Raw genomic sequence first — 12243 nt, 5'->3', positions numbered from 1 at the left:
GTGCCCGGCAATGCCTTTTACGCCGACGGCACCGGGCGCAACACGCTGCGGCTGTCCTTCACGCTGGCCAATCGCCGCGCCGTGACCGAGGGCATTCCACGGCTGGCGGCGCTGCTCAAGAGCTAGGCCCGCGCCCGGCGCCTACGCCGGCACGTTCACCAGATATTTGAGCTTCGCGAGCCTGGCGCGGGCGAGCTTGCGGATCGGCTTTTGGAAACCCTCTACGCCGGTCTCGACGACGAAGACCAACGTCTTGAAGTCCAGCATGAACTCATCGATGGCCCGCGTCGTCTGTTCGGACCTATCCTTGAACCGGCGCAGCAATGCGTTCGCTTCCTCGATGCCGTCGGCATCGGCGCTGTCGATTAGCGCTTCAAGCTTCTGAAAACAATCCAATCGCAAGTCCTCCCGCCGCGCCCCCAAACTCGCCGTCAGCCGAATGGTTCCATCGCGCCCGAAGATTTGTCGCTGGTTGTCAGCAGATGCACGTGCCGCGCGTTGACGCCCTGCCGCCCGGACCTAAATTCGAGACCTTGCGAGGATGAGCTTTCATGGAAACCCAGGAATTGCATCGCGGCCGGCTCATCGACCACCTCCAGCTCGTGGTGCGGGATCTCCCCGCCAGCCGGCGCTTCTACGAAGCGGTCTTCCAGGTGCTCGGTGTCCCGATCGGCGGCACCGGCGAGGATTATTTCTGGGCCGACGAATTGTTCATCTCCAGCGCCGACAGCCGGGCCGCACAGGGAAAGCTGACCGGCCGTCATCACCTGGCCTTCCAGGCCAGGGATCACGCGATGGTCGATGCCTTCCACAAAGCCGGGCTGGCGGCCGGCGGCACGGACAATGGCGCGCCGGGCGAGCGGCCCTATCATCCCGGCTACTATGCCGCCTTCGTGCTCGACCCCGACGGCAACAACATCGAGGCCGTCCACCACGGCCCGGCCAACCGCAGTGCGGCTTCCGTGAAGATCACATTCTAGGTAAGGGCACTCGGCCGGCAGACGCCACAGCGCCGAGCGATGCGGGTGATTCCGCGCCGCATTTTTCCGGGTATTTGGAAATTCGAGCCCGCGCTGGCGAATCCGCTCGGATTCTTGACCTGTGCCGCACTGAAATTGTCCTGCAGGGCATGGATAGCGCCGCCTCTGGACAGGAGGCAAATCGGTCCCATAGGGTGCGGCTTCAGGGAGGACGCGTGCGCGGGAAAGGCCGGTTGCTCGTTGAAAAAGAATGTCTTCTCGTCGGTCGATCTGCCGCCGCATCTCGACGACCGCGCGCGCTTCGCGCTCTGGCAGGACATCCACGTCGCGGAGATATGGTCGGTCGAATACGCCATCTCCGCGAACGTGCCTTTCCAGGCGGATATCGAAGCCACCGCGATCGGGCCGCTGGTGCTCGGACGGATGGCCGGGACGATCAGGCACGCCAGCCGCAAGACCCGCAACATCGCCGATGACGGCCGCGACGGTTACCTGCTGCTGGTCAACGATGGCGACACAAGCCTGAGCGGCGTGCAGACCGGCCGCGACTACAGCATCGGCAGGGGCGAAGGCGCGCTGGTCTCGGCTTCGGAAGCGCTGGAAATGACCGGCGGCGACCACAATGTCTGGACCAATGTCGTGGTGCCCCGCGAAATCCTGGAAAATGCCTTTGCCCATGTCGAGGATCGCCTGGCGCTGACCATCGGCGCCGACAATGAAGCGCTCGACATGCTCAAGCGCTACTGCGGCTTCCTGGAAGCGGGACCGGCGTTGCTCTCGCCCGATCTCGTCGCCCACGCCACCGAGACGATCGTCGACCTGATCGGGCTGGCGACAGGCGCCAAGGGCGAGATCGCCGAGCTTGCGGGCGTGCGCGGCCTGCGCGCGGCAAGGCTGCGGGCCATCCTGCAGAAGATGCGGGACAACTTCGCCGATCCCGGCATCTCGGCCCAGCACATCGCCCAGCAATTGCGGCTTTCCGCGCGCTACGTCCATGATCTCTTGCAGGAAACGGGCTCCAGTTTCGCCGAGCATATTCTCGAACTGCGCCTGCAGAGAGCCCATCGCATGCTGCGCGACCGGCGCAACGACCGCATGCGGGTCAGCGAGATCGCGCTGTTGAGCGGCTTTTCCGACGTCTCCTATTTCAATCGCTGTTTCCGCCGCCGCTTCGGCTCGACGCCAAGTAGCGCTAGGTAGAGTCTCCGACAGCGATCCCCGTGGGATACCCGACACATCGATCGAGTGAGGCCGAATGGCCACACGGACGGGGAAAGCACAGCCGCGCTTTCCCCGACAATTCGGGTGCGGCCCAGCCCAAGACGCGGCCGGTGGACAATGCAAAACCGGGTTCTCGACAACAGCTGGATCTCCGGGGGCATCAACGCGGCGGAGAACGACAATTGGGGCAGCAGACAACAATGAAAACTCTTCTTCTTGCTACGGCCATCCTTCTCGCGCCGGTCGGCGCGGCATGTGCGGCGGACATCGGCGAAACCGCGCCGGCCGGTTACGACTGGTCCGGGCTTTATGCCGGCGCCGACGTCGGTTACGCCGCCGGAAAGTCCGGCGGGACACGGCATCTTTTTGGGGGCGGCAAACAGTGAAGACGATCCTTCTGGCAACGATCCTTGCAACGGTGCCAGCCGGCATGGCGTTCGCCGCCGACGCCACTCAAACCTTGCCCGTGGCTGCCAGCTACAGCTGGTCCGGCGGCTATGTCGGCGCGCAGGCCGGATATGCCTGGGGGAACGCCAGGGTCGGGCAGACTTTCGCGCCAGGGGCCTTCGACGATTATGGCTGGGGCTACGGCCCGTCCGGCGGTTTCGGCGGTCTCTATGCCGGCTATGACAAGCAGTTCGACGGCGGCCTGGTCCTCGGCATCGAGGGCGACTACAGCTTTGCCAGCGTCAAGGACACCACACTCTATCGGGCGGCTGGCGTAGACGATCCCGGCTTCGGCGGCGTGCTCGAACTGGAGGCAGTCGGATCGGTTCGCCTGCGGGCCGGCTATGCGATGGATCGCTGGCTTCCCTTCGTCACCGGCGGCCTGGCGATGGCGAAGTACAAGCACACTACGGTCGCCCTTCCAGGCGGAGCCGCTTATGCCGATGTCGAGGACACCGTCAGCGGTTACACGCTGGGCGCGGGTGCCGAATACGCCGTCACCGACAATTGGCTGGTTCGGGGCGAATACCGCTTTGCCGATTTCGGCCGCCACCCCTCGACACGCATCGCGGTTCCCAGCGGGGTTCCCTTGCATGATGAGATCGACCTGAAGACGAACGATATCCGGCTCGGCATCGCCTACAAATTCTGAACAGTGCTTATCTTTCGCCGCTGGCGCAGCGTCGGAAATTCGTATTCGAGGGCTCCAAATGCATCGCTTTTCCATCTGCCTCGCGTCGCTGATCGTCGCGACATCGGCTCGCGCGGCGGATATCCTGCAGCCGCTTGCCACCGAGACGGCGGTGGCGCCGCGTATTTCCGGTTATGGCGAACTCTATCTCGGCGGACTGCGCTTCGTCGGCGACGATTACACGACGCGGGCCGGCGGCGGTGCCCTGCGCGTCAACATCCCGTTTGCACAGCGCTGGAATTTGCAGGGCGACCTGACTTACGACCGCATATGGGGCCACTACGACGCGCTGGATGAAACGCGCGGTGCGATCCATGGCTTCTACCGCGATCCCGACCGTTTTGCCGCCGGCATCTTCGCCGCCTACACATCGGTCGGCGAAAGCGGCGTCACCGTGAACAATTATGCTGTCGGCCCGGAAGCACAACTCTATCTCGGCAACCTGACCCTCTATGGCCAGGCCAGTGTCGGCCAGCTCACCATCAGCGACTTTCACGGCGACCAGTGGGGCGTGCGCGCCGTGGCGCGTTATTTCGTCCGCAAGAACTTTCGCCTCGATGCGGAACTCGACTTCAACCGAACCGACTACGACGGCACCAACGAGGACGTGGTCGGTGCGGCCGTCCAGGCCATGTACCGGTTCGACGAGACGCCCTGGGCGGTGTTCGGACGCTATGAATTCGAACGGAGGAAGTTCGAAACGTCCACCCAGGACCTCAGGGCAAACAAGGTCGTCATCGGCCTGCGCGCCAGCTTCGGCAGCGACTCCCTCTTCGACGAGGACCGCAACGGCGCGACCATGGACACTTACCGGCCCGCTTCGGTGGTCAATACGAAGTGAGCCGGCGGCACGGCTGAAAGCGCGGCCGTGATCGCATCGCAATTGGCTGCATGACTGGAGGCAATCGCGTCCCGCCGCTCACGCTTGGGCGGTGCGTCGCTTCGAAAGCGACTGCCACAACTCGGTTTCCTCGGTGAAGCCACCTTCGAAAGCTTCCATGACTTCGCGCGCCAGCTGGTCTCTCTGATCCTTGTCCTTGAGGGCCAGACGGCGCTCTCGGCACAGCTGGTCGAACACCTTCTGGAGAAGGTCCAGATCGTCGGACGTGAACATGCTGGTGAATTTTGAGAAAGCCATGGCGCTCTCCTCCCTCGTCGGGCGAAAGCACCTGAGTTGACTTTCAAGCGTCCGTTTGCCTGGGTTGGTGCGGACGACAAGGCACACTACACCCGCGGCGGCGGCTTTACGAATCTTTTGTAGTCGTAGAACCAAACCGGCCCAATACCGATCGCTGCCTTGCGTTGCCAGATCGGTGGCTGCGGTGCTAACCGAAAAAGGCGGACGGGAATCGGCGTTGAAGCAATGCGCGCCGCCTTTCTCAACAACATCCCGAACAGAACATCTCTTGCCCACCGTGGAGAAACAATTTTCATGCAAAAATCAACCAAGGCGATCCGGGTCGCCGCGCCGTTGCTTGCGATTTTGGGCATGGTCGCACCATTCATATTACCAATGACTCATATATCTTCGGCGCAGGCTCAGGAGGAATATCTTCCGACCCAGAAGGACTTTGTCGGCAAATGGCAACTCAGCGGCGCCACCACCCGGCCGCCGCGCGACATGAAGGATGCGCCCACGCCGGAACAGGAAGCCGCCGCCAATGAGTTCCAGCAGACGGTGACCGCGTTTTACGACGCGTTCGATTATCTGGAGATCACGGCGGATGGCCGCTACAATTTCCATCAGCCCGGCGACCCGACATCGGGTTCCTGCGTCTGGTGCGGAACCTGGTCCTTCAGCAAGAGTTCGCTATGGCTCGAGCTGGACACGGCGCCCAGGCTCGATATCTACGCCAAGGGCGGCGACATCCAGATGACCTACACCGCCGAACCCGACGAAAAATCGAAATACGCCTGGCTGGTCTTCGGCTGGACGAAGGTTGATTAGACGGCGCCCCCCGACGCCCCCGAGCAAATTCGACGGGGTCCGAGCGGCTTTTCATCCATCTCGTATTCTCGTATACGAGATTGATTGGCTACCCGAGGAATCCGCATGAGTCCACTGCCTGAAGCCGTGCCGTTTTTCAGTCAGTGGGAGACGCCCGACATGACGCTGGCGGTGCTCGCCGATGGCGCTGAGGCCGCGTTGCGGCGGGATCCGCTATGGCAGGGATCGGGGGCCGCCACGCGCGACGAATACGCGGTCTGGGCCGCCAATGTCTGCGGCATGGCGTGTCTCAAGATGATCCTGGCGACGCGTGGCCAGATCGTGCCGACGATCGAACTGGCAAGACGGTGCACCGGATATGGCGGCTATGTCGTCAATGAAGGCTCGATCAAGGGGCTGATCTACGCGCCTTTCGTTGCCTTCGTGAAGCAGGAATTCGGCCTCGAGGCCGAGGTGATGACCAATGTCGCGACGGCGGACATTCCAGCGATCCTCGCCCGGTCGCGCTTCTTCATCGCTTCGGTCAGCAGTTCGATCCGCTGGCCCGAGCGCGAGCCGCCATCGAAGGGCGGACACCTGGTTCTGGTCACCGCCGCGTCGGATGAGGGTTTTCGCTTTCACAACCCATCCGGCCATACCAGCGCCACACAGGCAAACGCAGTGTTGGCGCCAGGCGATTTCGATCGTTTCTTCGCCAATCGCGGCATTGCCGTCGCCATTTGATTTTCGACAGTTGAGGGATTTCGATGACCGGAAAGATCAGGGTTGCCATCCTCTATGGCGGGCGCTCGGCCGAGCACGACGTGTCGCGGCTGTCGGCGGCCAACGTGCTGAAGGCGATCGACCGGACGCGCTACGAGGTGGTGCCGATCGCCATTTCCCGGGAGGGCAGGTGGCTGCTGCAATCCTCGTCCGAGGCTGGCGGCGATGGGGCAGGGGCTCCGGTGTCGGAGGACGGCGTGGAGGTCGCCCTGCTGCCCGGCGGCAAGGGCCGGCTGATCCCGGCGTCGCACGAGGGAATACGGGCTGACCTTACGCCTGTCGATGTCGTCTTTCCCGTGCTGCACGGTCCCTTCGGCGAGGACGGCTCGGTGCAGGGCTATGCGGAAGTCGCCGATGTCGCCTATGTCGGCTGCGGCATTCTGGCTTCCGCCGCCGCCATGGACAAGGACGTCGCCAAGCGGCTCATGCGCGAGGCCGGCCTTGCCGTCGCCCGCTCGGTCACCGTGCACAGAGGCGATGTCGGTTCGTTCCAGGAGATCGCCGGGGCGCTTGGGCTGCCTTTCTTCGCCAAGCCGGCACGCCAGGGCTCGTCCTTCGGGGTGAGCAAGGTGAACGACGGGGATGGCTTTGAAGCGGCCGTCGAAACGGCTTTCCGCTACGACGGCAAGGTGCTGATCGAGGAGTTCGTCGAAGGCCGCGAGATCGAGTGCTCGGTGTTGCAACGGGCAGGCGGCTCGCTCACGGTTTCGCTGCCGGGCGAGATCATCCCGGCCGGCAAGCATGGCTTCTACACCTATGAGGCCAAATATCTCGATGCCGACGGCGCGATGGTCAAAGTGCCCGCCGACGTCCCCGCCGCGATCGCCGACAGAGCGAGGGACATGGCTGGGCAAGCCTTCAAGGCGCTGGGCTGCGAGGCCATGGCGCGCGTCGACTTCTTCCTGCGTGCCGACGGCTCCCTGCTGGTCAACGAGGTCAACACGCTGCCCGGCTTCACCGACATCTCGATGTACGCCAAGGCGCTGGCGGCGATCGGCATCGGCTACGCGGAGGTCATCGACGCGCTGATCGAGCACGCGCTGGCGCGGCACGGCGTGCGCTGATCCGATCCGGGCAGGCAGCCCGTCGGAAGGCCGGTGCGCCCTTTCAGCACGGTCGCCACGCCGGATAAACTGCGCCTTGAACGACGTGTGTTTCACCTCTGGCTAATGTTGTACGCCGGCTCTATATGCCCGATCATGGAGCCGGCAGGAGGGACAGGGAATGGCGGCCAATCGTCGAAACGGGATGGCATCGCCGCCTCATGGATTGGAGGATATTCTTTCGCCCGCCGCCCCACACCCTCGAACGTCATTGCCCAATGTGGCCACCATCGTCACCACGGTGGCGGCGCTCTATTTCGGGCGTGAGGTTTTCCTGCCGATAGCAATCGCGCTGTTGCTGACTTTCGCGCTCGCCCCTCTTGTGTCCGCGCTCAAACGGGCCGGTATTCCCCGGATTGCCGCCGTCATCGTCAGCGTTTTGGGGGCGTTCGCCGCCCTTGCCCTGTTCAGCTTCATTCTCGCCACGCAGGTCAGCGAACTGGCGCAGAACATCCCGGTCTACCAGACCAACATCCTGACCAAGATCCGCTCGCTCAAGGAGACCGGAGTCGGCGGAGGGATCATTGCCAGGTTGGGCAAGGTTGTCGAACGTGTCGGCCAGGAGATCGACAGGCAGGAGACGTCGCCGCCGGCCGCCACCCCGGAAAAGCCGCCGCGTGAGCCGGTGCCGGTCGAGATCGTCTCGCGCGAAAGGCCGCTGGAGGTCCTGCAGAACATAGTCGGGCCGCTGATCAGCCCGCTCGGATCGGCCGGGCTGATCATCGTGGTCGTCATCTTCATGCTGCTCGAGCGAGAGGACTTGCGCGACCGCTTCATCCGGCTTGTCGGTTATGGCGACCTTCACCGCACCACCGAGGCGCTTCAGGATGCCGGCAAGCGTGTTGGCCGGTACCTGCTGATGCAACTGGTCGTCAACATTTTGTACGCGATACCGATAGCGATCGGGTTGTGGATCCTCGGCATTCCAAATGCCTTGCTATGGGGATTGCTCGCGTTAGCCCTGCGGTTTGTTCCTTACATCGGGCCTGCCATAGGCATGCTGCTGCCGCTGTTCCTGGCGCTGGCCGTGGCGCCAGGCTGGTCGCTCGTGCTGTGGACAGCCGCCCTGTTCGTGGGGATGGAACTGGTTACCGGCAATGTCGTCGAACCCTGGCTTTATGGTTCGCGAACCGGGCTGTCATCCCTCGCCATCATCGTAGCGGCCATCTTCTGGACGTGGCTCTGGGGGCCGCTTGGGCTGGTCCTGTCAACACCGCTCACCGTGTGCCTGGTGGTGCTGGGCAGGCACGTGCCGCAGTTCGAGTTCCTCGATGTGCTCTTCGGCAACGAGCCTGTGCTCGAACCCCATGCGCGCCTCTACCAGCGTCTGCTGGCCGGTGATCCGGACGAAGCCACGGACCACGCCGAAGAGATGCTGGAAGAGAAATATCTGGTCGATTTCTACGACAAGGTCGCTATTCCCGCACTTCTGCTGGGTGAGCAGGACCGCGCGCGCGGTGTCATGGGCGATCAGCAAAGGCGGCAGTTGGCGGCCAGTGCGCAGGCGCTGGTGGCAAACCTCGACGAAAGTGCGCAGGAGGAAGCGGATGAGGAGGATGGCACGCTCGTGGCCGCGGAGGCGAGCGACGACGGTGAGACCGCCGGCGAGGAGGAGGCCGACCTGCCCGACGGCACGGATATGTCGGTGCTTTGCGCTGGCGGGCGTGGCGAGCTTGACGACGCCGCAGCAGCCATGCTGGCCCAGGTCCTGGAAGTCCAGGGCACGACGGTCTCGAAGGCAGGCTTTGCAGACATGGAACCGGGAGGTATTCGCCGCCTCGAACTCGACACCGTCGACACGGTCGTGGTTGGCTTCCTGAACCCGGATTCCATCAAGCACGCCCGGTTTCTGGTTCGCCGGCTAAAGCGCACGAAGGCAGCGCTGCGGGTGGGCATCGTGTTCTGGTCGGAGACCGGAAATGAGGACAAGGACGCAGCCGTCAAACTGGCCCAGGACATCAACGCGGATTTCGTGGCGCATGGCATGATGGATGCCGTGGTGGGCGCGCTGTCGAACGAGCCGCCGGTCGCCCTGAAGCTCGTTGCCAAACGCCGCATGCGGCGTCAGCGGGCCACCCCGAGAAAGGCCTCGGCCACCGCTGCGAGCTAGGGCAATTCCCGGAAAAGTGTGTAGGGGTTTCGCGGTCGTTTACATATTTGAAGCAACGTCGCGGGAGGAGGGCGGCTTGGGCTTGTGGGCTGGCCGCATCTTCGCGGTCTGGTGGGGAAGGCGGGAAACAGGTTTGACCGGATTTCCAGCGACCGGTGCCTGAACCTTGCGGCGCCGGAGCCAGTTGGAAGACAGTTCGGCAAGCAGACTGCGCAGGGTCTTCACAACATTCTCCTCCGTCGGGCGATGCAGTAACCTCCAGAGACCGGACTTGTTCCACTGCGCTTGGAGCCGTGGCGGTCCGCAGGCTTTTTTGACTATTGCATCGAGGCTGACCGAGGAAGATCGAACGGCATGACCGCACTCTCCTCGCCATTGTCGACGAGCCCGTTCCCACTCGCAGCCAAGCCGTTGCCCAGAGCGTCGAATTCGATTGCCGCGCCAAGCACCTGGGCAGCGTGCAGGACAAGGTATTCGACATCCTCGAGGGCGACATTCTCGGCCAGGTTTCGCACCCTGATCTGTTCCGCCACCGCGCTGATGTTGACGATGCCTGCCATCTCAAAGGCCCTCTGGACCGCCGAATTGACGTCGTCCAGCAACCGCGAAGAGTATTCGTACCGCATTTAAACCTCCCTTGGAGGGTTGTTTCTATCCATGTCGCAGCATGCGCCAGGTGGACGCGGATGACAAGCGAATTCTCAAAAATATTTGAATAAAATCAATAAGTTAGCATAGTAATGCAAGTGGGGGTCCGACGTCTTATTCTCATCATGGGTTAGATGCGCCGTTCCCCCACTGGCGGCACTTGACGCATTATGAGGCAAACCCTATTTATTAGCTGAACGAGGTAGATACTAACTCGACACATTCTCAGCTCCAGCGAGGAAGCTTAGATGGCTGACCTGGAACGTCCGGAACGGCTGCAGATCATGCTCACCGTTGACGAATTGATGGCCCTGGAAAACTGGCGCTTCGAAAAGCGCATGCCGAGCCGCTCCGCCGCGGTCAGGGAACTGTTGCGCCGGGGTCTGGCCTCCGATGGCTTCCTCGCCGCCGGGCAAGGGACCAAATCGCAGGAATTCGGCGTGCTGGCGCCCGAGGTCGATGGCAGAAGGCCAAACGGCGGGACAGCTGAGTAAGCCGGGAGCTGCGGATTCCTTAATTCCGTCAGGGGGGCGATTGCCTCGATTGGTTTGCGGGCTAGTTAGGTGGCCATGACGGAATTCCTGGCGGCGATGAGTGATGTTGAAGACAAGGGACGATTGGGCGCGAGCGCCGATGCGCGGCTGGCGGCGATTGTCGATTCCTCTTTCGATGCGATCATCAGCAAGGATCTGACCAGCGTCATCACAAGCTGGAACCTCGCTGCTGAACGCATGTTCGGCTACAGCCCCGAGGAAGCGGTGGGGCAGTCCATCCTCATGCTGATACCCGACCACCTCAAGGGCGAAGAGACGGAGATCATCAGCCGGGTTCGCAGCGGCGATCGCGTGGCGAGCTATGAGACGACCAGAAGGCGCAAGGATGGCTCGCTCATTGCCGTTTCGCTGACGGTTTCGCCAGTCAGGAACGGCGTAGGCGAGATCATCGGCGCTTCGCAGATCGCCCGCGACATCTCCGCCGCCAAGGAGAGCGAGCGCCGCATCAGGCTGTTGATGCGCGAGGTCAACCATCGCGTCAAGAACCAGTTCGCGGTCATCCTGTCGATGGTCAGGGAGACGAGCAAGCGCTCGAGCGACCCGCAAGAGTTCGAGGAACTGATACGCGCCCGCATCATGGCGCTGTCGCGCTCGCATGATCTGCTCGTCACCTCCGAGTGGGCGGGAGCGAGCCTCTTCGACCTGATCCAGGAGCATCTGAAGCCCTTCGGCCGCGAGGAGCAGATCCTGCTTTCCGGGCCGGTCCTGACGCTGCAGTCGAACGCGGTGCAGAACCTCGGCATGGCTTTCCACGAGCTCGGCACGAACTCGTCCAAATATGGCGCCCTGTCCAGTGATGCCGGCCGGGTCGAGATCACCTGGACGATAGGCTCTAGCGCCTTGGGCGAGCGTGAATTCCAGTTGACCTGGGAGGAGACATCGAAGCCTCGTCCAGGCGACCGGCGCGACGAGACCACGCGCAAGGGGTTCGGCACCGTCGTGCTGCAGCGTGTGGCGCCGCAGTCGCTGGGTGGCTCAGCCGTTCTGGAACGGTCGCCCGGCCATTTGAAATGGCGATTGAGCGCGCCCCTGGCCTCCATCATCGTGGCGCAAGCCGGTACCGAGCCCATCGCCGATGCGGCGGGTTTGGGTATTTAGATTCGAGATTTCAATAGGTTGTCCGTTCGATCCTGAACGAGGAAGCTTGGTTGCCGCCGGGCAGGTGCGCGTAGAAATAGCGGTCATGGTGGGGCGGCGGGGGACCCCGCCGCCCGTTTTACCGGTCACGGATGATGATGGATATGCCTTTCGGCATCGACTTCGCCAACCGTGAAGCTTTGGAAGCCCGGCATGAGCTGCCATATGGCGGCAAGACCGATGACCGTATAGGCGAGGCGGGCCAAGGTGGCTCCTCCAAGGGCCGTGCCGATCACGTCATAGCCCGTTACGCCCATGGCCAGCCAGTTGAGACCACCAAGGATGATAAGGACGAGGGTGACGAGGTTCATGATGCGCATAAACGCCTCCTGATGTTGCCTGAACAAACGCCGGAAGAAAAACGCCTGTGGTTTCAGGAGGTTCCGTCAATCACGGAATTGTGAACGCTGGTAACAAGCCGTGAGCGGCGGCAGGACGCGAAATCAGGCCGGGTTGCGGGGCCTGGAGCCTATTCGACCAGGACGTGCGCCTCGCGCGCGGCCTCGACAAAGGCCTCCCTCGCGATATCCGGGGAAACGTCGCCACTCGTGGCGCGACGGCAGGCGCGTAGCGCCGACTGATGTTTCAGGCTGCCGGCATCGCGCCAATGTGTCGTGAGGAGTTCGATGGCCTGTTGTGTGT

The 12243-nt window shown here is 62.9% G+C and carries 16 protein-coding genes and 1 pseudogene; 12 read left to right on the top strand and 5 right to left on the bottom strand.

Features of this window, described 5'->3' with window-relative positions; all coding sequences use genetic code 11:
* Nucleotides 1–126 (top strand): annotated as a pseudogene (locus EOA36_RS38230) (PLP-dependent aminotransferase family protein); the annotation flags it as partial.
* A 15-nt stretch (nt 127–141) separates the two neighbouring features.
* Here the strand turns inward: EOA36_RS38230 and EOA36_RS13140 are convergent.
* Complete coding sequence (locus tag EOA36_RS13140) at nt 142–396, bottom strand: hypothetical protein (RefSeq protein ID WP_245464337.1); 255 nt, start codon at nt 394–396, stop codon at nt 142–144.
* Between the two features lie 155 nt (nt 397–551).
* Here EOA36_RS13140 and EOA36_RS13135 point away from each other — a divergent pair, with 155 nt between their 5' ends.
* The 5 genes from EOA36_RS13135 to EOA36_RS13115 all read left to right on the top strand — a co-directional run bounded on the left by EOA36_RS13135 (nt 552) and on the right by EOA36_RS13115 (nt 4180).
* Nucleotides 552–980, top strand: a complete 429-nt coding sequence (locus EOA36_RS13135; RefSeq protein WP_127278007.1) for a VOC family protein — start codon at nt 552–554, stop codon at nt 978–980.
* Between the two features lie 240 nt (nt 981–1220).
* Nucleotides 1221–2180 carry an AraC family transcriptional regulator gene (locus EOA36_RS13130; RefSeq protein ID WP_127278006.1) on the top strand — a complete coding sequence of 320 codons (960 nt, stop codon included), beginning with the start codon at nt 1221–1223 and terminating at the stop codon, nt 2178–2180.
* 221 nt (nt 2181–2401) lie between these two features.
* Nucleotides 2402–2587 carry a hypothetical protein gene (locus EOA36_RS13125; protein WP_245464336.1) on the top strand — a complete coding sequence of 62 codons (186 nt, stop codon included), beginning with the start codon at nt 2402–2404 and terminating at the stop codon, nt 2585–2587.
* Nucleotides 2584–3300, top strand: coding sequence for an outer membrane protein (locus tag EOA36_RS13120; protein ID WP_127278005.1), 717 nt, complete (start codon nt 2584–2586; stop codon nt 3298–3300). Before EOA36_RS13125 ends, EOA36_RS13120 begins: the two co-directional genes overlap by 4 nt.
* Nucleotides 3301–3358: 58 nt before the next feature.
* Complete coding sequence (locus EOA36_RS13115; protein ID WP_127278004.1) at nt 3359–4180, top strand: outer membrane beta-barrel protein; 822 nt, start codon at nt 3359–3361, stop codon at nt 4178–4180.
* Between the two features lie 78 nt (nt 4181–4258).
* On the opposite strand, the gene EOA36_RS37250 is transcribed toward EOA36_RS13115, so the two are convergent.
* On the bottom strand, nt 4259–4477 hold the full coding sequence (locus EOA36_RS37250) for a hypothetical protein (protein ID WP_189343723.1): 219 nt from the start codon (nt 4475–4477) through the stop codon (nt 4259–4261).
* Between the two features lie 294 nt (nt 4478–4771).
* Between EOA36_RS37250 and EOA36_RS13105 the strand changes: the two genes are divergently transcribed.
* From EOA36_RS13105 to EOA36_RS13090, 4 genes are all read left to right on the top strand, one after another.
* The gene (locus EOA36_RS13105; RefSeq protein ID WP_127278009.1) at nt 4772–5287 is read left to right on the top strand and encodes a hypothetical protein; all 516 of its coding nucleotides are present in this window, start codon (nt 4772–4774) and stop codon (nt 5285–5287) included.
* A gap of 105 nt (nt 5288–5392) precedes the next feature.
* Entirely contained in the window at nt 5393–6010 is a 618-nt protein-coding gene (locus tag EOA36_RS13100) for a C39 family peptidase (protein ID WP_127278003.1), read from the top strand.
* A gap of 23 nt (nt 6011–6033) precedes the next feature.
* Nucleotides 6034–7113: a D-alanine--D-alanine ligase family protein gene (locus EOA36_RS13095; RefSeq protein ID WP_127278002.1), complete on the top strand. Its 1080-nt coding sequence runs from the start codon at nt 6034–6036 to the stop codon at nt 7111–7113.
* A 160-nt stretch (nt 7114–7273) separates the two neighbouring features.
* Entirely contained in the window at nt 7274–9262 is a 1989-nt protein-coding gene (locus EOA36_RS13090; protein ID WP_127278001.1) for an AI-2E family transporter, read from the top strand.
* Between the two features lie 317 nt (nt 9263–9579).
* Here the strand turns inward: EOA36_RS13090 and EOA36_RS13080 are convergent, their stop codons facing one another.
* The gene (locus EOA36_RS13080; protein WP_127277999.1) at nt 9580–9888 is read right to left on the bottom strand and encodes a hypothetical protein; all 309 of its coding nucleotides are present in this window, start codon (nt 9886–9888) and stop codon (nt 9580–9582) included.
* A 270-nt stretch (nt 9889–10158) separates the two neighbouring features.
* Between EOA36_RS13080 and EOA36_RS13075 the strand changes: the two genes are divergently transcribed.
* Complete coding sequence (locus EOA36_RS13075; RefSeq protein ID WP_127277998.1) at nt 10159–10404, top strand: hypothetical protein; 246 nt, start codon at nt 10159–10161, stop codon at nt 10402–10404.
* 96 nt (nt 10405–10500) lie between these two features.
* Entirely contained in the window at nt 10501–11562 is a 1062-nt protein-coding gene (locus EOA36_RS13070; RefSeq protein WP_245464335.1) for a PAS domain S-box protein, read from the top strand.
* A gap of 125 nt (nt 11563–11687) precedes the next feature.
* On the opposite strand, the gene EOA36_RS13065 is transcribed toward EOA36_RS13070, so the two are convergent.
* A complete protein-coding gene (locus tag EOA36_RS13065) occupies nt 11688–11921 on the bottom strand; it encodes a DUF378 domain-containing protein (protein WP_127277996.1) in 234 nt (77 codons plus the stop codon).
* A gap of 149 nt (nt 11922–12070) precedes the next feature.
* A complete protein-coding gene (locus tag EOA36_RS13060) occupies nt 12071–12229 on the bottom strand; it encodes a DUF982 domain-containing protein (protein WP_281040053.1) in 159 nt (52 codons plus the stop codon).
* Nucleotides 12230–12243 lie beyond the last annotated feature (14 nt).

Source organism: Mesorhizobium sp. M8A.F.Ca.ET.021.01.1.1, from assembly GCF_003998025.1.
Taxonomy (GTDB): domain Bacteria; phylum Pseudomonadota; class Alphaproteobacteria; order Rhizobiales; family Rhizobiaceae; genus Mesorhizobium.
This window is presented reverse-complemented; position numbering and strand designations above follow the sequence as displayed.

Bases quoted from the DNA above. Each gene is read 5' to 3' on its own strand.
- EOA36_RS13135 (WP_127278007.1), top strand. From the start codon at position 552: ATGGAAACCCAGGAATTGCATCGCGGCCGGCTCATCGACCACCTCCAG.
- EOA36_RS13125 (WP_245464336.1), top strand. From the start codon at position 2,402: ATGAAAACTCTTCTTCTTGCTACGGCCATCCTTCTCGCGCCGGTCGGC.
- EOA36_RS13115 (WP_127278004.1), top strand. From the start codon at position 3,359: ATGCATCGCTTTTCCATCTGCCTCGCGTCGCTGATCGTCGCGACATCG.
- EOA36_RS37250 (WP_189343723.1), bottom strand. From the start codon at position 4,477: ATGGCTTTCTCAAAATTCACCAGCATGTTCACGTCCGACGATCTGGAC.
- EOA36_RS13105 (WP_127278009.1), top strand. From the start codon at position 4,772: ATGCAAAAATCAACCAAGGCGATCCGGGTCGCCGCGCCGTTGCTTGCG.
- EOA36_RS13100 (WP_127278003.1), top strand. From the start codon at position 5,393: ATGAGTCCACTGCCTGAAGCCGTGCCGTTTTTCAGTCAGTGGGAGACG.
- EOA36_RS13095 (WP_127278002.1), top strand. From the start codon at position 6,034: ATGACCGGAAAGATCAGGGTTGCCATCCTCTATGGCGGGCGCTCGGCC.
- EOA36_RS13090 (WP_127278001.1), top strand. From the start codon at position 7,274: ATGGCGGCCAATCGTCGAAACGGGATGGCATCGCCGCCTCATGGATTG.
- EOA36_RS13080 (WP_127277999.1), bottom strand. From the start codon at position 9,888: ATGCGGTACGAATACTCTTCGCGGTTGCTGGACGACGTCAATTCGGCG.
- EOA36_RS13075 (WP_127277998.1), top strand. From the start codon at position 10,159: ATGGCTGACCTGGAACGTCCGGAACGGCTGCAGATCATGCTCACCGTT.
- EOA36_RS13070 (WP_245464335.1), top strand. From the start codon at position 10,501: ATGAGTGATGTTGAAGACAAGGGACGATTGGGCGCGAGCGCCGATGCG.
- EOA36_RS13065 (WP_127277996.1), bottom strand. From the start codon at position 11,921: ATGCGCATCATGAACCTCGTCACCCTCGTCCTTATCATCCTTGGTGGT.